The organism is Thermoactinomyces sp. DSM 45891, assembly GCF_900119485.1.
GTDB lineage: Bacteria > Bacillota > Bacilli > Thermoactinomycetales > Thermoactinomycetaceae > Baia.
In genome coordinates this window covers 201,716-221,852 of record NZ_FPJZ01000001.1, presented here as the reverse complement: position 1 = coordinate 221,852, position 20,137 = coordinate 201,716, and the positions used below count along the sequence as shown (strand labels likewise).

The window sequence follows — 20,137 nt, the reverse complement described above, 5'->3', positions numbered from 1 at the left end:
TAAACATCAAGTTACCAAATTATCTTTACTTGTCTAAGGGAGATACAATATAATAACAATATAAATAAATACGACTAAATTCGGAGGAGCCTGTCATGCAGGGACCTTTCTGCCTATTTTTGGGTGGAAAGTTCCTTGCATGACAGGCTCTTTTTGTATATTGAGAAGAGGAGGGATGATTTGCTATGTTTATTGCCATTTTAAAAGATGATGATGTTGGATATGATGCTGTTCTTCATCGGTACTACTAAGGAGATTGTGAGAAAGGAGGTATTACATGTTATTTGTAGAGATTTTAATTATATTGCTTGCGACGAAAATAGCGGGTGAAATTAGTATAAGGCTTGGGCAACCAGCAGTTCTTGGGAAGTTGCTGATTGGCATTATCATTGGCCCAGCGGTGTTTGGCTGGATTCAAGGTTCAGACATGATTCGTCAACTCAGTGAAATTGGAGTGATCCTGTTAATGTTTATCGCAGGATTGGAGACGGATGTTAAATCGTTACGTCAGAATCGAAATTCTTCGATTGCAGTGGCGGTAGGGGGCATTATATTTCCCTTTTTGGGAGGATATCTAGTTGGCTTAGGGATGGAATTAAGTCAGTCCCATGCTCTTTTTCTAGGATTGTTGCTATCTGCTACTTCGGTTAGTATTTCTGCACAGACGCTAAAAGAGTTGGGACATTTAAAAAGTCGAGAGAGTGCTACTATCTTGGGTGCTGCGGTATTGGACGATATCATAGTAGTGATCGGCTTGGCTGTAATGATGAGTTTACTTACTACGGAAGATGTTAGCTTAGGGATGGTACTCCTTAAGAAATTGGCCTTTTTTGTCACGATCGGACTGATTGGATGGAAAGTTGTTCCGTGGGTGATGAAGAAATTTAGTACCTGGCGGGTATCGGAGTCCGTGGTGAGTACAGCACTTGTTCTTTGCTTCTTTTTTTCTTATTTGGCAGAGTCTCTAGGGGTTGCTGCTATTATTGGTGCATTTGCCGCAGGAGTTGCTATATCTCAAACTCCTTATAGACATTCGGTTGAGCAGAAGATCGAACCGATTGCATACGCTTTTTTTGTACCTATCTTTTTTGTAAGTATTGGTTTATCCGTTTCGTTTGCTGGCATAGGGAGCCAACTTTGGCTTATCGTAGGACTTACTATTATTGCGGTCTTAACAAAGCTTCTAGGTTCAGGTCTTGGAGCTAGGCTAACCGGGTTTCGTCGTCGCTCTGCGCTAGGAATTGGTGCAGGAATGGTATCAAGAGGAGAAGTGGCTCTTATTATTGCGGCGATTGGGTTGAAGGCGCATTTACTCAAGCAAGAGTATTTCACATCCATTATCACGGTTGTGATTTTGACTACTCTCATTACACCACCTTTGTTGAAGAAAGTATTTGAGAAGTTAGAAACAGATCACGAAAAAGTTATGTAAAAACGGAGCTACCACATCTGGTTAAAAAGATGTGGTAGCTCCGTTTTGTTTTCTAAGATCAATTCCTACACTCGTACAATGGCCTTACGCTTTAATCGCTCTTTTATCTCTTCTTTACTAACCTGATGACGTATAGGGAATGGGGAGTAGGAACTATGTGTACGAAGATACAAGTCTTCCACATCTCGAATGGAAATGGCTTTTAGGTTACATAATTGTTCGGCCATTCGCTTGGCATCGATCCGATTCATCCCAAATGTCGTAAAGTTGTAGAAGGTATCCGATTTGGGTTTATAATCAATTCGAACTCGCGTACTCGTTTCTGAGTCTGCTTTTAGCTGTATGTGTTCGCTGATCGAGTAGCGTTCGTATTGAAATTGAGAGGTGATGGATTGATTTTTCACCTTTTCTTGAAAATGAAGGACTTCTCGAACGATAGCAAGACTTAGATCGATTTGATAGGAGAGGATGAGATGTCCTCCAGCTTCTGCCGTATCGTAGGCTGCATCAATGATTTTTCCTTGATTATTTGCGATTTCGCGCTCTACATCACAGAGATAATCATAAATATATTCCACAGGAGCTTGAAGGGTTGTTTCCATTACAAAAGATTTCAACGAAAAATCCTCATTTCTTATTTTGAAAGTCTATGGGTACGACTGGGCGCATGATGACGCGCCCAATAATCATATTGGCAGGTGCTGTGATAATCTGATAAACAGATTCAGCAACGTCAGATGCCTGAAGCGAATAACTTTTTGGATTCGAACTGAACTCGGTTTGGATAGAACCGGGACAAAGTGTACTTACTTTTACATAGTGTGGTTTTAATTCTTGGGTTAGGGCATCTGATAATGCCATCATCCCAAATTTGGATGCGCAGTAACCCCCGCCTCGGGCAAATGCTTCGGTTCCTGCCACGCTCGAAATGTTGACGATGTGGCCTTGCGTTTTTTTTAGATGGGGGATAGCGTATTTACAAGTGAGAAAAGCTGCTTTGAGATTGATGTTCATCATTTCGTCCCATTGACTTTCTGTTAGGTCTTCAACGGGAGAAAAATGGGCCAAACCTGCATTATTAATGACGAAATCAAGTCGTCCAAAGGAATCAATCACTTGCTCAACCATGCTTTTTACATGATTGCTATCTGAGATATCACCAGGAAAATGGATAACATGATTCGGGAATTCTTCTTCGAGCTGTTTCAGTTTATCAACACTTCGAGCGGTTGCTAGAACATTAATCCCGGCAGAAGCAAAGCGTCGCACGATCTCCTTACCAAGACCTTTACTAGCTCCTGTCACAAGAGCGGTTTTTATGGGCGAATGGGTAGTCATAAGATGGGTTCACCCTTTCTTTTTAATTCTTCTCCATTTTAGACTACAATTCTAAGATCGTCACCTTCTGGATGGAATCAATTTTTTGTAATTCTTCTTGCAGAGTTATATTGATTGCTTTATCAATATGGAGAAGCATAATCGCTTGCCCACCGATGGTTTCCCGTCCTACTTGCATCGTAGCGATATTGACTCCGTAGGTACCGAGCAAGGTTCCCACTCTGCCGATTACCCCCGGTTGGTCTTGATGCTCGATAAAGAGAAGATGTCCGGTAGGGGAGAGATCAACCGAATAACCGTTTACTTTCGTGATACGAGCTCCGAATCCATTTAAGATCGTTCCCCCTACATGATAGGAGTCTTGTTCAGTCTCTACATGTACACTGATTAATTGAGTAAATCCATGGTTGTGAGAAGATTTCTGTTCCACGATCTGAATCCCACGTTGTTTGGCGATCTCAGGAGCATTTATATAATTGACACCTGATAGATGATGTGAAAGAACCCCCTTTAGCATAGTACGTGTGAGCGGTGCTACTTCCATATTTGCCACATCACCTGCATAGGTAACCGTAATCTTTTGTAGTGCACCTTTTGAAATTTGGGCCACAAACTCACCCAATTTTTCGACCAATGTTTGATAAGGGGCAATTTTTTGTTGTAGATCTGCTGGGATGGAAGGTAGATTGACAGCATTTTTAAATGCTTCTTCGCGTAATACCTTCAACACTTCTTCAGATACATCGATTGCCACATTTTCTTGAGCTTCTACTGTAGAGGCTCCCAGATGGGGAGTTACGATTACTTGTTCTAGATCAAATAGAGCAGGTTGGATGGGAGGTTCAATCTCAAATACATCTAGAGCGGCTCCTGCTACCTTTCCTGACAATAAAGCTGTATATAGAGCATCTTCGTCAATAATGCCGCCGCGAGCACAGTTTAAGATGCGAGCGCCGTCTTTCATCATGGAGAATTCATTATCACTTATGAGATGACGGGTTTGCTTCGTTAAAGGAGTATGGACGGAAATAAAGTCCCCTTGTGCAATCGCTTCATGCAGAGTTGCTTTGTGGACACCTAGTTTCTCTGCACGCTCTTCGGTCAGATATGGATCAAAGGCGACTACCTGCATTCGAAAGGCTTTGGCTTTCTTAGCCAGTTCAGCCCCGATTCGTCCTAAGCCGATGATGGAGAGGGTCTTTTTATTTAGCTCTATCCCGACAAACTTTTTCCGTTTCCATTCCCCTTGGATCGTAGAACGGTAAGCTTGCGGAATGTTACGGGCGAGGGAGATCATCATTGCAAAAGTATGTTCAGCAGTTGAGATGGTATTTCCATCTGGTGCATTCAGAACAATAACACCATGCTTTGTAGCTGCCATGACATCAATGTTATCTACACCGACTCCTGCCCGGCCAATAACCTTTAGTTGCTTCCCCTTAGCGATGACATCTGCTGTTACCTTCGTTTGGCTACGTACGAGTAGGGCATCGGCATCTTCGATCTCGATAAGGAGTTGTTCAGGGGTTAGACTGGTTTGACGAATGACATGCACATCGGTTGCTTGTAATAATTTTTCGATTCCAAGATCGCTTAGTGGATCCGTAATAAGTACTTTATACATGGTGAAGATACACCTCCTGAGCTGCTTTTACTCCAGAGCCAAGTGAAATAGGTACTCCTGCTTGGGTAAGGGCGATTTCGAGTGCGCTTAACGCGGTTAGTATGTCTAGTGAATCACAGTAGCCCATATGGCCGATTCGAAAAATCTGTCCTTTTAGATGTTGTTGCCCACCCGCTACTAAAACACGTAATTGTTTTAAGTGCTTTCTTACATCTTCCGAACTCCATGCCTCAGCACCACCACCGTAGATTGAGGTAACTGTAGGAGATGCATCTTGTTTACTTGCCATGAGAGTAAGACCCATGCTTTGTACTCCTGTTCGGCACATGCTCATCAGTAGTTCATGCCGCTGGAAGACTTGTTCTAGCCCTTCCTCTTCTAACATGCATAGAGCCTCCTTTAAACCCAAGAGAAGGGAGATAGCTGGGGTATACGGAGTAGTGCTTTGTGATAAGCTATTTCGATATTGAAGTAAATTCAAATAGAAGCTAGGCATTTGATTTTGTTCGATTTGTCTCCATGCTCGTCTACTAACCGCAATAAATGATAATCCTGGTGGGAGCATAAGAGCCTTTTGTGAACCTGTTACGACTACATCAAGTCCCCAATCATCCATTTGACAAGGTACGGCGCCGATGCAACTAACACCATCTACAACGAAGAGAGCTTCTGAGTGAGTGTGAACCACTTTTGATAGTTCTTCAATCGGATTTAAAACACCTGTAGACGTTTCACAATATGTGACAAAGACCGCTTTCGTCTTAGGGTGTTGCTGGAGTGCTATTCGTAACTGTTCAGGACTACACGATTTTCCCCATTCGATATCGAGACGATGTAGTGTGAATTCATAGCGCTCTACGATTTTAGCAAAGCGGTCTCCAAATGATCCTGTAACGATTACCAGAGCTTCATCCCCAGGAGATAATGTGTTGATAACAGCCGCTTCTAAGGCAGATGTACCGCTACTGGTGAGAATGAGTGGGTCTTGCCCGGTGCCGAAAATAGGCTTTAGTTTTTGACTACATTCTTGAATAAGCTGGGTTGCTTCTTGACTGCGATGTCCAAATATCGGTTGATTCATCGCTTGTTGAACTCGTGACGGGATAGGCGTAGGTCCAGGGATGCGCAGGTGAAACTTTTCCGAAAATGTCATGGTTATATATCCTCCTTAAGGTAAATAAAAAAGACCTTCCATCCCATACTCACCCTATTACGGATGAGGGACGAAAGGTCGTGGTGCCACCCTCAGTTTGTCATATGCTCACACATATGACCTTGCTGGTCGAAATAAAAGAAATCGACACATGAGATAACGGTTTCCACCGTACTAACCTACTATCTATCGAGTTCAGCTAGTCTACTCCGGAGTGCTCGATGAATGACTTCCTACCGGTTTGCACCTACCACCGGCTCTCTGGGAGTGAACACATTCATTTGGCTCCATCAAAGTAATGTCAATTTGAAGTTTCATCTACATTAGCACGAATAATATAACGAGTCAACGGGTTTTAATTCGTGTTTTTAGGCGAATTACATCGAAAAAGAGCCGGATTTGGCTCTTTTAGACGGTTGTATCTTTATTTTTTTATTTATTGCTTTGATAACGATCTAAGCATTCTTGGTATAGATTAGCAGCGAAATCTGCGTCTTTCCAACCTTCGATAACAGTCGTTTTGTTTTCAAGATCTTTGTAGACACGGAAGAAGTGCTCGATTTCTTTCTTTACATGATCGTTTACGTCATCCAAGGATTGGATATGGTTAAAACGTGGATCTTCTGTTGGTACTGCAAGTACTTTTTCATCTTGGCCTTTGTCATCTGACATGACCAATACGCCAACTACACGGCTAGAGATGACGCAACCCGGAAAGGTTGGGAAGCTGGTAAGGACTAAGATATCAAGGGGATCACCATCTTCAGCAAGAGTTGCATCTAAGTAGCCGTATTCGGTTGGATAATGCATAGGGGAAAATAAAACACGATCCAGACGGAATACACCATTTTCTTTGTCAAATTCATATTTGTTTTGACTTCCTGTAGGAATTTCAATAAAAGCATCTACTACTAGTTCTTTCGACATAAGGGTTCCTCCTATGTAATGCGGTATGTAATAGACGATCGTATGGAGCAAGTTCTTGCTACCAGTTTCGTCTCTTCCCATTGTATTCAGTTTCTAGAGAGGAAGCAAATAAAAAACAATACCTAGTAAACTCCAATAGAAGTTCGCTAGGTATTGCTTATGCAATCATACATTATGAATGAGTGCAGTCTAAAAAACTAGTCTTCAACTTTAATAGAATCAGTTGGACAACCTTCTTGAGCGTCGCGAACATCATCATGTAAATTATCAGGTACATCAGCAGTACCAGTATTGTCGTCGAGGATTACGAATGCGATACCATCTTCATCGTAATCATACACGTCTGGTGCGGTTGCTCCACATGCGCCACAAGCAATACATGTGTCTTTATCAACCCAAGTACGCATAGGTTTCAAACCCCTCTCGTTTATCAAGCAAATTATGAACAAAGTCCACTTCCAAACCTCATTTTAGAACGATTTCCTATAGATTGCAAGGGAAAACAGAAGGCACATTGTGAAAAGATCAAGATTTTTTTGTTATTTCGTAAATGGAAGAGGATGTTTGCTTGTCTTAGCTCATAGACTAGTTTCAAACATTAAAGGAGAAACATACTATGATAGTGCGAAAGATTTCATTGTTTCTGTTTACTGCTTTGCTTGTATTTGTGACCTTGAGTTTAGATTACACTGAAACACATACTTGGTGGCAGTATCTAAACCATCGCTTCCTAATTGTTATATTATTTTATATAGGTAGTGTTTTTTTATGCATTAATAACTTTTTATATGTCTTTGGTATGTTGTTGGAGTTGCCTTGGGCATGGCCGCGGAAAGGGATAAATATTGAGATTTTTATCTGTTTAGGATACATAGTACTAATCTTGTTATTAATTTGGTCTTCTCCGTGGATTACTCTTCCTTTTTGTTTGTTAATAGGTTTACAAGAGGGAAAAAGATGGGTAAAGAAACAGAAAACCACCACGTGGCTTTGAGTGACTAATGCAAAAGCTCATTAAATCGTGTAAAATAAAAGAAGAAAGAAATGGAGACCCGAGGACGGAACGGTTCACTCTTTCTCCACATATTATATATTGTGTGGAGGTCTCCAGTGAGGGAGGGTTAATCATGCGTGTCGAGCGTCTAGGGGGAGACAAGGTCCGTTTCTTCTTGACCTTAGACGATCTCATGGATCGCGGGATCAAGAAAGAAGACATGTGGCGTGATATCCCTAAGGTACATGAATTGTTCAACGATATGATGGAGCATGCATACCAAGAGTTGGGCTTTGAGATTGCTGGACCTGTTGCAGTAGAGGTGTTTGCAATGCCTGCACAAGGTATGGTTGTGGTGGTAACTCGTGGTCGCACACCACAGGCAAGCGATGATGACTTTGATACGGATGATATGTATGAGTTAGAAGTCACTATGGAAGAGACGGATCGAGTAATCTTCCGGTTTTCTGACCTCGAATATCTGATTCAGGCAGCGATACGCATGAAGTCAATTATTCCTCAAGGTGGAAGAGTATACACCTACCAAGATGTTTACTATCTAGTGCTAGATGAAGGACTGGAAGCGCCTAATCTGGATACACTGGTCGCAATGTTATCTGAGTATGGAGAAGCCTCTACAGTCACAGATGCTGTTCTTACCGAGTATGGCAAAGTAATTTGGGGAAATAATGCGATTCGTGAGATTAATAAATGTTTTGGTACAAGTGATCAAGGCACGTCCGGTTAGGACGTGCTTTTTGTCATCAATGTAAATTCATTTTGCATCCTGTATAATTGATTCTGGAATCATAATGTAGTAGAGTGTGATAGTGATAGGGGTTCTCTTACCTAATATAATTGGTGTATACTTGGTTTGCTATTACATTTCTACAGTGTTTGGACCTTTTTCTTTTATTTGTAATTACTCTTCGAGGTGGTAATGATGGGACAACATACGATGGCCACAGGTCAGGAGTCTCGCGAACAGGAAAATCTAGATGTACTTTTATCAACACAAACTGTTATTAAAGAAGCACTTGATAAGCTTGGATATTCAGAAGCGATGTATGAATTGTTAAAGGAACCGCAACGCGTATTAACTGTACGTATTCCAATTAAAATGGATGATGGTTCTGTACAGGTATTTACTGGATATCGTGCGCAACACAATGATGCAGTGGGCCCAACTAAGGGTGGAGTTCGTTTCCATCCAGATGTGACCGAATCAGAAGTGAAAGCGCTTTCAATTTGGATGAGTTTAAAATCGGGAATTGTCGATTTGCCATACGGCGGTGGTAAAGGTGGTATTATCTGCGATCCGCGTAAGATGTCATTTGGTGAGTTAGAGCGTATTTCTCGTGGATATGTACGAGCGATTAGTCAGCTAGTTGGTCCTACAAAGGATATCCCCGCACCAGACGTCTTTACAAACTCGCAAGTAATGGCGTGGATGATGGATGAGTATAGCCGCATTCGTGAATTTGATTCCCCAGGTTTTATTACAGGTAAGCCTTTAGTACTTGGAGGATCACGGGGACGTGAAACCGCTACTGCTAAAGGTGTTACGATCATGATCGGGGAAGCTGCTAAAAAACGTGGCTTGGAATTAAAGGGAGCAAGAGTGGTCGTTCAAGGTTTTGGTAATGCAGGTAGTTTCCTAGCGAAGTTTATGCATGAAGCAGGCGCTAAAGTAATCGGGATTTCCGATGCACATGCGGCTTTGCATGATCCAAGCGGCTTAGATATAGAATATTTGATCGAGCGTCGTGATTCTTTTGGAACCGTAACGAACTTGTTTAAAGAGACGATTACAAATCAAGAACTACTAGAGCTAGATTGTGACATTTTGGTTCCGGCTGCTGTCGAAAACCAGATTACGGCGAAAAATGCTCATAAGATTAAAGCGGGTATCGTAGTAGAAGCGGCGAACGGCCCAACAACATTAGAAGCAACGCAAATCCTTCATGAGCGTGGTGTTTTGATTGTTCCAGACGTACTGGCAAGTGCAGGTGGAGTAACGGTTTCCTATTTCGAGTGGGTTCAGAATAATCAAGGGTATTACTGGACTGAGGAAGAAGTGGAAGAGAAGCTCGAAAAAGTGATGGTTAAGGGTTTTGAAAATGTTTATAACGCCGCTGAATCTCGAGGTGTGGACATGCGCTTGGCTGCCTACATGGTAGGGGTAAGAAAAATGGCCGAGGCATCACGCTTCAGGGGTTGGGTATAATAAAAATAACGATTTTGAATATGAAAACGCCCTATCCAATGGGTGTTTTTCTTTTGGAAAAGGAATGAAATTTCGATGCATGAAGCCATTATTATTGGTGCAGGCCCCTGTGGATTATCCACAGCTATTGAATTAAAAAAGGTAGGAATTGAGCCGCTCATTCTAGAAAAGGGATGTGCTGTTAATTCTGTCTACCACTATCCATCATCTATGACTTTTTTTAGTACTCCTGATAAGATCGAAATAGGTGGAGTTCCTTTTATCTCATCTAAAGAGAGACCAAGTAGGGAAGAGGCACTCAAATATTTTAGGACATTGGCTCATCTATTTCAAATTCCGATCCACACGCATGAAGAAGTAATCGATGTACAGCGAATACCAGATGGGTTTTGTATAACAAGTGAAAATCGTCAAGGGAAACAGGTTTATGAGGCTGGGAATGTCATTCTTGCTACTGGTTATTATGATAATCCTAATTTACTAAAGGTACCTGGGGAGAAAATGCCCCATGTCCATCACTACTTTAAAGATGCACACCCTTACGCGTATCAAAAAGCAGTCGTTATAGGGGGGCGGAACTCTGCGATTGATACAGCTTTAGAGTTATCATTAGCGGGAACGGATGTCACGATGGTATACCGTAAGGATGCTTTTCCATCTAGCGTGAAGGCATGGGTGCTACCCCAAATGGAAGCGGCTATTGAACATGGGCGAGTGAAGATGATTTGGGAAGCGCAAATCCAAGAAATCACACCACATGAGGTGATTGTGGATGTAAAGGGGCAAACATTATCGATTCCTGCTGATGTCGTATTCGCTATGACTGGCTATCATCCTAACCTATCTCTTTTAGAGAAACTAGGTGTGAAAATGGATTCAGAGCGATATGTTCCCATTTTACGTGACTCGATGGAAACAAGTATCTCAGGTGTCTATTTAGCAGGTGTAGTGGCTACAGGGTTTGATTCAACTAAGATTTTTATAGAAAATGGTCGTCATCATGGGAAGAAGATAGCAGAAGATGTAATGCGTAAGCGATCGGTCTAATAATACAACCCCCTTACCCATTTTGATGGGAAGGGGGTTGTATGTCTTGATTTACTTCAAAAACAATGATATGAGAAATAGTCCTGCAATTACGAATAACACAATATTGTCCTTACGGAAATCTTTTTTGACGATCCGGACGATGGCGTAGCTTATAAAGCCGAATGCCATTCCATCCGGGATGCTCTGTGTGAAGCCGATGAAGATGATAAGCAAAAAGGCAGGGATGGCTTCGCTGAGATTATGGAACGGAATCTCTTTTACTGATTGAAACATGAGTGCCCCTACGATGACTAGAATAGGAGAGGTAGCACTGTTTGGAATCATGTTAATAAATGGTAAAAATAATAGGGTTAACGCAAATGCAAGCCCAGTTGTAATCGCTGTTAGTCCAGTTCGTCCACCTACAGCGGTTCCGGCTGCGCTTTCGGCCGCGCTAATGGTCGGGCTGGTGCCAAATAATCCGGATACCATGGCTGTAACGGAACCCGCTTTTAGGGAACGTGCAAAGCGGTCTTTGTTAGGAAGTAGTCCTTGAAGTAAGCCAACATGTTCAAATACAGAAAGAAGAGTTAACGAGAAAACAGCTAACCAAAAATCTACTTTTCCAATGTCTTTGAGCGAAAAGGAGCCAAAGAACGATGTGTATTCACTAATTTGTAGGGACTCGGAAGCTGATACGTTTGTAATTCCGATATAAGCGGCCAATCCAGTGATGGAAAGAATGGTTAGTAAAAACGCTGCTTTTAGATCTAGTATAAATAATGTGAGTGCAATTAGAAGGCCTATTAAGGTTAAGATTACTTGTGGGTCGCTTAGATTCCCTAACTGAAGCCCTGTTTGCGGGTGCACTAAGACGACTCCGCCCTTTTGCAAACCGATAAAGGTGATGAGGACACCGATACCAACCGAGATAGCATGTTTAAGAGAGGAAGGGATTGCCTGGGTAATTTTTACGCCTAGGCTGGTAAAAGCGATAATCATGAAGATAAGGCCAGAGATTACCACGATTCCAAGAGCTGACTGCCATGATAAACCTTGGTTTTGTACAATGGTATAGGTGAAATATGTGTTAATGCCCATGCCGGGTACGAGGACGATAGGGGCATTTGCATATAGACCGATTAATAGACATCCGAAGATGGAGACAAAAACAGTCGCCAAAACGGCCATCTGAAGATTGATCCCACTATCATGGAGGATGGAACTATTTACCACGATGATATAGGCTACTGTAAAAAATGCGGTTAAACCTGCGGTAATTTCTCGTTGAAAAGTAGTATTATTTTTTTCAAACTCAAAGAGTGTGCGAAGTGGTTTCACGATTTATTCCCTCTGTTTCTAGCTAAAGTAGGTTTTGATTTTGGTTGCGTTAGTGGTTTGTTCTAGAATCATGCTTAGGAAGATTCTTATTTTTTGACCATTCCCTTGGGCAAGGATACAGCCGAGTTCTTCTAAATGTTTCCCTCCTCCTTCATATGCATACGTGGTACCTGTCGCACTATAGGCGCATCGTGAAGTGATGACGACAGGAATACCAGATTGAATGGCTTCTACAATAGCTGGGATCACTGCAGGTGGTAGGTGTCCGAAGCCTAATGCTTGAATGACGATACCATCCTTTTTATTAGCAATTGCCCAATCGATATAAGAACGATCCATGCCTGCATAGGCAGTGAAGAGTACGACCTCTTTCGTTAAGTGTTGGATGGGGAATTGTGGGTGGTTGAGTGCCGGGACAATCCACTCAAATTCATCCGCTTTTAATCGCTTTGCCATTGGACCGACTACTAAGGATTCGAAGAAAGGGAGGCGATCTGGGTATGTTTTCGTCATATAGATCGGACTATGTACCTCATTTTGGAACACAACTAAGACTCCGTGCGGTGCAGATTCGGGTAACGTTGCAATATGTACAGAGTGAACAAGATTTTGTAGCCCATCAAAACTAGCTTCGCTTTGATTGGACATCGACCCCGTTATGATAACTGGCTTTTCTTTTGGTAAGACATGTTGTAGATAATAGGCAGTTTCCTCCATGGTATCAGTCCCGTGGGTAATGACGACTCCATCAATTTCGGGTTGTTTTAGATAATGTGTCACTTTTTGAGCAAGATTTACCATATGATCCAGTGTTATATGAGGGCTTGGAATATTAAGATAGGAATCCACTTGTATGCGGGCATACGGTGAAAATAGAGAAATGTTATCCGTGATAAATGAGAAGCTATTGGGCTTAGCTCCTTGTGATTCGGGATCTACAGCCATCCCAATTGTGCCACCAGTTGTAATGATTTGAATTGTTCTCATCAATGTGCCTGCCTTTCTGTGATGACTAACCTTAGTATTATACGATAAAGGTGTGTGAAATCAAAGAGATCGGTATTCAAAGGTCATTCCTACAGGAATAGGATCTTTGAATACCGATCATTTATGCTAATAAATAGGCGCCTCATCATTTCCAACAAAACGTAGAGCGCGACTCAACGTTGCAGCTACAACAGATAAGTGATTTTCAAATTCTGCATTGTGAAAGCTCATTTGAAAGGTGTCGTGAGTCAGAGATTGGAGCCGTTCAGATAACAAAGTAGCATCTTTTACCATATGATCCAGTTCTAAGGATCCTACTGTAAGAAATAGACGAATTTTGGAAGAGATAAGAGAAGGGAACTGGGCTTCTCTAGTCAAAACATCACATTGATTCCACCAGATCGAAGGACTGCTTGCTATATATCCTTGGAAAGATTGAGGTTTGGTAAAGAGTACTTCGAGGACAAACAAACCTCCTAGAGAGTGGCCAAAAAGAGTTTGTTTATGTTCATCCACTTTATAGTTCTCTAAAACAAATGGTTTTAGTTCGGTTTCGATAAAGTGAAGAAATTGATGAGCTCCACCTGATTCGGGCCACTTTTCACCATTTGGCTTTGGAGGAACTTCTGATTCGGATGGTGCTGTAAAATCATAGAACCTTCGTGGAAGATTAAAATCGGTGTCGCCTGGATAACCGATACTGACGACAATGGAAGGGTGAACCCCTGTTTTATCAGATCGTTTTGATTGTAAGCGGACTTGTTCTTGTATAGTCTGGAAAAAGGCGTTTCCGTCCAATACATAGATTACTGGATACCCCGTAGGTGGCGCAGGCTTTGTCGGTACAGAAATATCTAAATGGTAGGGTAAATTTAACTCTTTGCTACGTACAATCCAGCGGTCTATTTGAGGAGAAGATGATTCAATTTTCATAACACTGCTGCTCATGTGGCAATATTCTCCTTTTCCTTAAGCAATTCTAACTCTTCCTTCGCTAATGCACTTTCATACCCAAAACAAACAGGCGAACCATTGAACGGATCGATCATAATTCGGGCATCGATATGAAAGATTTGCTTTAAGATATCCACAGTAATCAGTTCATGAGGACTCCCTGTTGCCATGATTTTTCCGTCCCGCATCCCCACAATTTCATGCGAAAATCGAGCAGCATGGTTAATATCGTGCAGTACCATGACAACAGTACATTGATGATTTTGGTTTAGATTTTCGACGATTTGTAATACATCTAATTGATGGGCTAGGTCTAAATAAGTAGTCGGTTCGTCCAATAATAAGGCTGTTGTATCTTGGGCGAGAGCCATGGCTAACCATACTTTTTGCCTTTGTCCCCCGGACAAGCTCCCGATTGGGCGATTGCGGTAGGGGAGAGTGTGTGTGATTTCCATCGCCCATTCCATTTTTTCTTGGTCTTCTGTAGTTAGTTTACTGATGTTTTTCCGATGCGGATATCTACCATATGAAATCAGTTCCTCTACTGCTAGTTCTCCGGGGGCTAGCGGATTTTGAGGGAGCAAGGTGAGACGTTTAGCGATTTCTTGCGTAGGCAGGGTGTTGATATCTTGTTCCTGCAAATACACTTTTCCGATTTTCGGTTTGAGAATTCGCCCCATGGTTTTCAGTAGCGTAGATTTCCCGCAGCCATTTGGACCAATAATCGTTGTAATTTTCCCTTCTAATACATCTAGGCACAGATTTTCAAAGATTACATGCCCATCATATCTTGCTTCTACATTTTCTACACGAAGGATACTCATAAAGATCTCTCCTAAAATCTAACTTCTAGTCTTTAATAGTAAATAAAGAAAATAAGGTACGCCGATGATGGAAATGACGATCCCTACCGATATTTCTGCTGGGAATAGATTCTTAGCGACAAAGTCAGATCCGACGACAAGGGTCATGCCGATTAAACCACAGATAGGTAAGATGTTGCGATGTCTGAGCCCAACGAGTTGTTTGGCGATATGAGGAGCCATTAGACCAATAAAACCAATTCCACCCGATACAGATACACAAGCACTTACGAGCCCGATGCTGCTTAATAAAAGGATTACTTTTTCTTTTTCGAACGGGACACCTAAACTTTTCAAGCTCGATTCCTCTAGTTGAAACAAGTCCAGCAAGTAGGATTTTCGATAGATCGGGATGATAAGGAGGAACCAGGGTAGCATGGCGAGAATCGATTGCCAGTTCGCATTGTATACACTCCCCATAGTCCAGACGGTTGCCATTTCAAAGTCGGTTGATTTCATTTTTAGCGATAGATACATAGCGAGCGCACCAAAGCCGGAGCTGATGGCAATCCCGGTTAGAATGAGCCGTTGCGTATCGATTCGACCATTTTTCCAAGCTAACAGATAAATGATCATTGAGGCTCCTAGCCCACCAATCAATCCGAACAAAGGTTGCATGAGAACAGAAGATGAGGCAAGATACTCATGAAAAAAGAACAGAAATAGGACGATGGCTGCACCTGCGCCTGCATTAATCCCCAAAATGCCCGGATCAGCTAAACCATTTTTTGTGATTCCTTGGATGATCGCTCCAGCAACCCCGAGTCCCAGACCTACTAAACTGGCAACAATGATTCTTGGAAGCCGAAGGTCGAATAGGACAAAATCATGATCTGAGTCTGGATTGATCCGTAAAAGAGTGCTTAAGACATCGTTTACGGTCAGGTCAAAAGTTCCATTGGTGAGGCTGATATAAAATAGTGTGATGAATAGCGTGATAAGGATCAATAAGCTTTTTATATATCGAGAGCCTGTTGGTTTAGACAACATTCTTCCCCCCTTTGGTGCGAATGAGGTAGAGGAAGAAAGGAACGCCGATAATGGCAGTCAAAACACCAATCGGGGTTTCAAATGGATAATTAATAAATCGGCTTAGAATATCACATACAGCGAGGAATAACCCGCCTATGATTCCTGCGCAGGGAATAACCCATCTGTAGTCGATCCCTACTAGAAATCGAGTCATATGTGGGATGATGAGTCCAACAAATCCAATTTTTCCAACTAAAGCAACCGCTGTTCCAGTTAGGAATATAACGGCTAACATTGACATCACTTTTATGTACTGGGTACGTTGCCCGAGAGTAATAGAGATCTCTTCTCCCAGTGAAAGAATAGTGATGGATTTTGATACGTATAAGGCAAGGATTATACCGACAATACCGCAAGGGATAGCTAGTTTTAGCATACTTGGATCGATTTGATGTAGCCTAGCATTGTACCAGAAGCTAACATTTTGTGATACTTGAAAGTAGGAAGCAATCGCAGCGGAAAGACTACTTAAAAAGGTACCAATTACGGTGCCAATAATAGCTAGACGAATTGGAGAAAGTCCATTTCGAACAAGTGATCCAAAACCAAATACGATGATTGCACCTAGCGCGGACCCGATCATAGAGGCGAGTATCATCTGATAAGAAGAGAGGCTTGGAATGAAGACCATGCATAGCGTAATCACAAAAACGGACCCATCCGTAACACCCATAATAGAAGGGGATGCAAGATAGTTTCTTGTCATCCCCTGCATGAGTGCACCCGATATGGCTAGATATGCACCTATGAGTAATGCGCCTAGTGCTCTAGGGATTCGCGAACTCTGAATAATGGCATGATCCTTATTGTCTGCATGATAGTGAAAGATTGAATTCCAAACAGTCATTGGATCAAATGATTTTGCTCCATAGAGAATAGATAGGAAAATGACTAGAATCATTAACAGTGGAGCAGTAAAAATGATTATTTTAGGTACTCGATGTTTATTTACCATATCAGTGACACACCTAACTTTGCGCTAAGCTTACTTGCTATTTAATTGCTCTGCTGCTTTTAAGAAAGCAATTTTACTCCAAGCAGTTCCGCCTTGGGCCATCGGATCTACAGCGTTAACAAATACTTTTTTGTCCTTAACAGCTTGGATGGTATTCCAGATAGGATTCTTTTTCAAGTCTTCCAATACTTGTTTCTTGTCAGCATTTTCACTTTCGGCAAACTGAACAAAAAGATAGTCTGGATTGATTTCAGCAAATTTTTCTAATGTAACCACTTCTTGAGTCTTAGCTGATTGTATTTCTTTCGGAATGGTTAGGCCTAGATCGTTATATAAAACGGGATTGAAATAAACATTGCTTGGATAGAGATTAATGTTTCCACCACGAATTCGGATGACGACGATTTTTTTATCTTTAAGAGGCTGAAGGGATTGCTTTAATTTAGCGGCATCCTCTTTATATTTGCTGATAATCTGATCTGCTTTCTCCTTGTTTTTCGTTAGTTCTGCCATCACTTTGAGATTTGCTTCCCAGTTCGTAGAGATATGAGAGACAGGGATCATCGGAGCAATTTTATTTAATTTTTGTACTACATCTGCTTGAAACTTCGATGTACCCATAATAATGTCAGGCTTTAAAGTGAGAAGAGCTTCGTAATTTGGTTGTTGCTTTTCTCCGATTGATTTGGCACCTTCTAAGTCTTTAGCAAGGTAGCTAGGAAGTTTGCCTCCTACGGTAATGGAACCAACTGGTTTTACACCAAGCAAAGCAGCATCTTCCATCGCTTCAAGGCTAGCGGTTGCTATTTTTTTCACTTGAGAAGGGACTTTATATTCTTTATCAAGATAAGAAAGGGCTTGTGTTTTGTTTCCGCTTTCACTGGAAACGGTTTCGGTTTTGTTGCTACAAGCTGCGAGTACGAATAACAACATAAAAACGGCTATTAGATTAAGTTTGACCATATTCTTTTTCACTATATTTTCTCCTTTTATGTAAACAAATAGGTTACAATAATATTGATAATCATTATCATCATCAATATAGCCTTGATTCCAATTTGAGTCAATACTAAATACACAAAAACATAGGTATATAACAATTCCGCTATAAAATTCATCCTTTTATATATAAAAAAATAATTTTACAATTAGCTTAAAATTTATTGACTATTGGATTGATAATGGTTATCATTTACTTGCACGAATGACATTGAGAATCATTTTCGCTTGATATAGATATGTTTTTACACCGAAAGGGATGAAGTTAGATGGAGGAGCTAGGGCTAAATCGTCGGGTAGCGATCGTAACAGGAGCTGCTGGAGGAATTGGCAGGACGGTTGCTCGGGAGCTAGCGAAGAGTGGGATGTTTGTAGCGGCTTTTGATTGCGATGTACAGGGACTCTATCAGTTGGAGTCGGAGTTGAAAGAGGATGGGTCGGATGTAGCTGTATTTCAAGTGGATATTCGAAACCGGACAGAAATTGAAAGTGTGGTTGATCAAATTGAAGCAGAATTAGGTCCTGTTGAGGTTTTGGTGAATGTAGCAGGAGTACTACGGATGGGGAATGTCAACAATCTGACGGATGAAGATTGGGAGCAAACCTTTGCTGTAAACTCGACGGGTGTTTTTTATCTATCACGTAGTGTCAGTCGGCGTATGATTCCGCGAAGAAGGGGTTCGATTGTAACGGTTGGATCGAACGCGGCAAGCACACCGAGAATGGCGTTTTCTGCCTATGCATCTTCGAAAGCAGCAGCGGTGATGTTTACAAAGTGCCTAGGTCTTGAACTGGCGCAATATAACATTCGTTGCAATATTGTATCTCCGGGATCTACAGAGACGGACATGCTTAAATTGCTGTGGAAAGAGGATGAGCGTAGCGAGGATCGATGCATTAACGGAGTGAGCGAAGACTACCGACTCGGAATTCCGCTTGGGAAGATAGCCAGACCGATTGATATAGCGGAAACGGTACTATTCTTAGTTTCGGATCGATCATCCCACATTACGATGCAAAATATTTGTATCGATGGTGGAGCCACTTTAGGAGTTTAGTTAAGGGGGAGATGGAATGGTGAATCGAGTGGTTCAGGAGGAAGTACAAGAGAGACCTTTACTCGATGACTACGTTGTTGGGGATTTTTATTTTGCTTCTCCCTGTAATGTTGTACACGGAACAGGTGTTTTTAAGAGAGTAGTAAATAGCGGCGGTGAAGTGGCTTATCTGGTTAAGAAGGCGTTGCTAGATGCGCGAATGCAAGGACATAAACATCCGGTGGTAGTAGGAGCGATTCCGTTTGATCGTCAAAATGAGTTGCAATTAGTCATTCCGAAGAAATGTGTGTTTTCAGATCCGTACCAATATGAGAAGGGATTAGACGAAGAATCCTCCCCATTGGTCCAATATGAAATCGAGCCGGTTCCAGCGCCAGAAATGTATCGAGCTGGTGTAGATAAGGGACTGTCTGGGATTGCGAAAGGGAATTTCGATAAAGTTGTTCTATCTCGATCGGTACGAGTCCATACGACGGAACCTATTGATCCAAAAGGGATTCTGCAAAAGTTAGCGCAGTATAATCCACAAGGATTTACCTTTGCCGTCGATGTAAAGAGCGAAGAGACAGCGGAAGGGAAGCAGAGAACGTTTCTAGGGGCAAGCCCTGAGCTTCTTGTCTCTAAGTTAGATCATACCGTGATCGCGAATCCGCTTGCAGGATCAAGGCCGCGAAGTGAAGATCCTGTAGAAGATGAGAGACGGGCACAGGAGCTACTTCGATCGGAAAAAGATCTTCATGAGCATCGAATTGTGGTGGAAGCTGTGAAGGGGGCACTGCAACCTTTGTGCCGTAATCTAGAGGTTCCGAGTAGGCCGACACTGATTCAGACAGAAACGATGTGGCACCTTTCAACGGTTGTTAAAGGAGTGGTGTTAGATGATTCAATCTCTTCTTTGGATTTAGCTCTTGCACTTCATCCAACGCCAGCTGTTTGTGGTTATCCGACAGAGCGAGCTTTTCAAGCGATTCAAGAAATCGAGCCATTTGACAGAGGGTATTTTACCGGTATGGTTGGCTGGTGTGATGAGAGTGGTGACGGAGAGTGGGCTGTTGCGATTCGGTGTGCTGAATTAGAAGGATCTTCGATGTCCTTATATGCAGGAGCTGGAGTGGTAGCGGGTTCGAAACCGGAGGATGAATTAGCAGAGACATCAGCTAAGATGCGGACGATGCTTTATGCGATGGGGATCGGAACAAAAGCCTTATAATTCAGAATGGTATG

Annotated in this window: 19 protein-coding genes and 1 other annotated feature; of the genes, 6 read left to right on the top strand and 13 right to left on the bottom strand. The window is 42.0% G+C overall.

Features of this window, described 5'->3' with window-relative positions:
- Positions 1-277: 277 nt before the first annotated feature.
- Complete coding sequence (locus BT147_RS01085) at positions 278-1,432, top strand: cation:proton antiporter (protein WP_072330035.1); 1,155 nt, start codon at positions 278-280, stop codon at positions 1,430-1,432.
- A 65-nt stretch (positions 1,433-1,497) separates the two neighbouring features.
- On the opposite strand, the gene BT147_RS01080 is transcribed toward BT147_RS01085, so the two are convergent.
- The 6 genes from BT147_RS01080 to BT147_RS01055 all read right to left on the bottom strand — a co-directional run bounded on the left by BT147_RS01080 (position 1,498) and on the right by BT147_RS01055 (position 6,881).
- Positions 1,498-2,049, bottom strand: coding sequence for a hypothetical protein (locus BT147_RS01080; protein ID WP_072330033.1), 552 nt, complete (start codon positions 2,047-2,049; stop codon positions 1,498-1,500).
- Between the two features lie 10 nt (positions 2,050-2,059).
- On the bottom strand, positions 2,060-2,770 hold the full coding sequence (locus BT147_RS01075; RefSeq protein WP_072330031.1) for an SDR family oxidoreductase: 711 nt from the start codon (positions 2,768-2,770) through the stop codon (positions 2,060-2,062).
- A 43-nt stretch (positions 2,771-2,813) separates the two neighbouring features.
- Complete coding sequence (gene serA / locus BT147_RS01070) at positions 2,814-4,394, bottom strand: phosphoglycerate dehydrogenase (RefSeq protein ID WP_072330029.1); 1,581 nt, start codon at positions 4,392-4,394, stop codon at positions 2,814-2,816.
- Positions 4,387-5,547 (bottom strand): pyridoxal-phosphate-dependent aminotransferase family protein, encoded by a 1,161-nt coding sequence (locus tag BT147_RS01065; protein ID WP_072330027.1) that lies wholly within the window; start codon positions 5,545-5,547, stop codon positions 4,387-4,389. The genes serA and BT147_RS01065 overlap by 8 nt, the downstream gene beginning before the upstream one ends.
- Positions 5,548-5,610: 63 nt before the next feature.
- Positions 5,611-5,850 (bottom strand) — a binding site (T-box leader).
- 129 nt (positions 5,851-5,979) lie between these two features.
- Entirely contained in the window at positions 5,980-6,474 is a 495-nt protein-coding gene (locus BT147_RS01060) for an inorganic diphosphatase (RefSeq protein WP_072330025.1), read from the bottom strand.
- 197 nt (positions 6,475-6,671) lie between these two features.
- On the bottom strand, positions 6,672-6,881 hold the full coding sequence (locus BT147_RS01055; protein WP_072330023.1) for a ferredoxin: 210 nt from the start codon (positions 6,879-6,881) through the stop codon (positions 6,672-6,674).
- 720 nt (positions 6,882-7,601) lie between these two features.
- Here BT147_RS01055 and BT147_RS01045 point away from each other — a divergent pair.
- The 3 genes from BT147_RS01045 to BT147_RS01035 all read left to right on the top strand — a co-directional run bounded on the left by BT147_RS01045 (position 7,602) and on the right by BT147_RS01035 (position 10,742).
- Positions 7,602-8,216 (top strand): genetic competence negative regulator, encoded by a 615-nt coding sequence (locus BT147_RS01045; RefSeq protein WP_072330019.1) that lies wholly within the window; start codon positions 7,602-7,604, stop codon positions 8,214-8,216.
- 195 nt (positions 8,217-8,411) lie between these two features.
- Complete coding sequence (locus BT147_RS01040) at positions 8,412-9,695, top strand: Glu/Leu/Phe/Val family dehydrogenase (RefSeq protein WP_072330017.1); 1,284 nt, start codon at positions 8,412-8,414, stop codon at positions 9,693-9,695.
- A 75-nt stretch (positions 9,696-9,770) separates the two neighbouring features.
- A complete protein-coding gene (locus BT147_RS01035; protein WP_072330015.1) occupies positions 9,771-10,742 on the top strand; it encodes a YpdA family putative bacillithiol disulfide reductase in 972 nt (323 codons plus the stop codon).
- 51 nt (positions 10,743-10,793) lie between these two features.
- On the opposite strand, the gene BT147_RS01030 is transcribed toward BT147_RS01035, so the two are convergent.
- The 7 genes from BT147_RS01030 to BT147_RS01000 all read right to left on the bottom strand — a co-directional run bounded on the left by BT147_RS01030 (position 10,794) and on the right by BT147_RS01000 (position 17,831).
- Positions 10,794-12,065 (bottom strand): NCS2 family permease, encoded by a 1,272-nt coding sequence (locus BT147_RS01030; RefSeq protein ID WP_072330013.1) that lies wholly within the window; start codon positions 12,063-12,065, stop codon positions 10,794-10,796.
- Between the two features lie 18 nt (positions 12,066-12,083).
- Positions 12,084-13,052, bottom strand: a complete 969-nt coding sequence (locus tag BT147_RS01025) for an asparaginase (protein WP_072330011.1) — start codon at positions 13,050-13,052, stop codon at positions 12,084-12,086.
- Between the two features lie 126 nt (positions 13,053-13,178).
- A complete protein-coding gene (locus BT147_RS01020; RefSeq protein ID WP_072330009.1) occupies positions 13,179-14,000 on the bottom strand; it encodes an alpha/beta hydrolase in 822 nt (273 codons plus the stop codon).
- The gene (locus tag BT147_RS01015) at positions 13,997-14,830 is read right to left on the bottom strand and encodes an ABC transporter ATP-binding protein (RefSeq protein ID WP_072330007.1); all 834 of its coding nucleotides are present in this window, start codon (positions 14,828-14,830) and stop codon (positions 13,997-13,999) included. The genes BT147_RS01020 and BT147_RS01015 overlap by 4 nt, the downstream gene beginning before the upstream one ends.
- Before the next feature lie 18 nt (positions 14,831-14,848).
- Complete coding sequence (locus BT147_RS01010; protein WP_143187872.1) at positions 14,849-15,859, bottom strand: FecCD family ABC transporter permease; 1,011 nt, start codon at positions 15,857-15,859, stop codon at positions 14,849-14,851.
- Positions 15,849-16,856 (bottom strand): FecCD family ABC transporter permease, encoded by a 1,008-nt coding sequence (locus BT147_RS01005; RefSeq protein ID WP_072330003.1) that lies wholly within the window; start codon positions 16,854-16,856, stop codon positions 15,849-15,851. Before BT147_RS01005 ends, BT147_RS01010 begins: the two co-directional genes overlap by 11 nt.
- A gap of 30 nt (positions 16,857-16,886) precedes the next feature.
- A complete protein-coding gene (locus BT147_RS01000; RefSeq protein WP_072330001.1) occupies positions 16,887-17,831 on the bottom strand; it encodes an ABC transporter substrate-binding protein in 945 nt (314 codons plus the stop codon).
- A 293-nt stretch (positions 17,832-18,124) separates the two neighbouring features.
- On the opposite strand from BT147_RS01000, the gene BT147_RS00995 reads away from it, so the two are divergent.
- A complete protein-coding gene (locus BT147_RS00995) occupies positions 18,125-18,913 on the top strand; it encodes a 2,3-dihydro-2,3-dihydroxybenzoate dehydrogenase (protein WP_072329999.1) in 789 nt (262 codons plus the stop codon).
- Positions 18,914-18,929: 16 nt separating this feature from the next.
- Positions 18,930-20,123, top strand: coding sequence for an isochorismate synthase DhbC (gene dhbC / locus BT147_RS00990; RefSeq protein ID WP_072329997.1), 1,194 nt, complete (start codon positions 18,930-18,932; stop codon positions 20,121-20,123).
- Positions 20,124-20,137: the final 14 nt, after the last annotated feature.

What these genes read in the sequence shown, in the direction of transcription:
- BT147_RS01055 (WP_072330023.1), bottom strand. Translation starts at nt 6,881, where the DNA reads ATGCGTACTTGGGTTGATAAAGACACATGTATTGCTTGTGGCGCATGT.
- BT147_RS01015 (WP_072330007.1), bottom strand. Translation starts at nt 14,830, where the DNA reads ATGAGTATCCTTCGTGTAGAAAATGTAGAAGCAAGATATGATGGGCAT.
- dhbC (WP_072329997.1), top strand. Translation starts at nt 18,930, where the DNA reads ATGGTGAATCGAGTGGTTCAGGAGGAAGTACAAGAGAGACCTTTACTC.
- BT147_RS01035 (WP_072330015.1), top strand. Translation starts at nt 9,771, where the DNA reads ATGCATGAAGCCATTATTATTGGTGCAGGCCCCTGTGGATTATCCACA.
- serA (WP_072330029.1), bottom strand. Translation starts at nt 4,394, where the DNA reads ATGTATAAAGTACTTATTACGGATCCACTAAGCGATCTTGGAATCGAA.
- BT147_RS01085 (WP_072330035.1), top strand. Translation starts at nt 278, where the DNA reads ATGTTATTTGTAGAGATTTTAATTATATTGCTTGCGACGAAAATAGCG.
- BT147_RS00995 (WP_072329999.1), top strand. Translation starts at nt 18,125, where the DNA reads ATGGAGGAGCTAGGGCTAAATCGTCGGGTAGCGATCGTAACAGGAGCT.
- BT147_RS01065 (WP_072330027.1), bottom strand. Translation starts at nt 5,547, where the DNA reads ATGACATTTTCGGAAAAGTTTCACCTGCGCATCCCTGGACCTACGCCT.
- BT147_RS01075 (WP_072330031.1), bottom strand. Translation starts at nt 2,770, where the DNA reads ATGACTACCCATTCGCCCATAAAAACCGCTCTTGTGACAGGAGCTAGT.
- BT147_RS01060 (WP_072330025.1), bottom strand. Translation starts at nt 6,474, where the DNA reads ATGTCGAAAGAACTAGTAGTAGATGCTTTTATTGAAATTCCTACAGGA.
- BT147_RS01005 (WP_072330003.1), bottom strand. Translation starts at nt 16,856, where the DNA reads ATGGTAAATAAACATCGAGTACCTAAAATAATCATTTTTACTGCTCCA.
- BT147_RS01010 (WP_143187872.1), bottom strand. Translation starts at nt 15,859, where the DNA reads ATGTTGTCTAAACCAACAGGCTCTCGATATATAAAAAGCTTATTGATC.
- BT147_RS01045 (WP_072330019.1), top strand. Translation starts at nt 7,602, where the DNA reads ATGCGTGTCGAGCGTCTAGGGGGAGACAAGGTCCGTTTCTTCTTGACC.
- BT147_RS01025 (WP_072330011.1), bottom strand. Translation starts at nt 13,052, where the DNA reads ATGAGAACAATTCAAATCATTACAACTGGTGGCACAATTGGGATGGCT.
- BT147_RS01020 (WP_072330009.1), bottom strand. Translation starts at nt 14,000, where the DNA reads ATGAGCAGCAGTGTTATGAAAATTGAATCATCTTCTCCTCAAATAGAC.
- BT147_RS01040 (WP_072330017.1), top strand. Translation starts at nt 8,412, where the DNA reads ATGGGACAACATACGATGGCCACAGGTCAGGAGTCTCGCGAACAGGAA.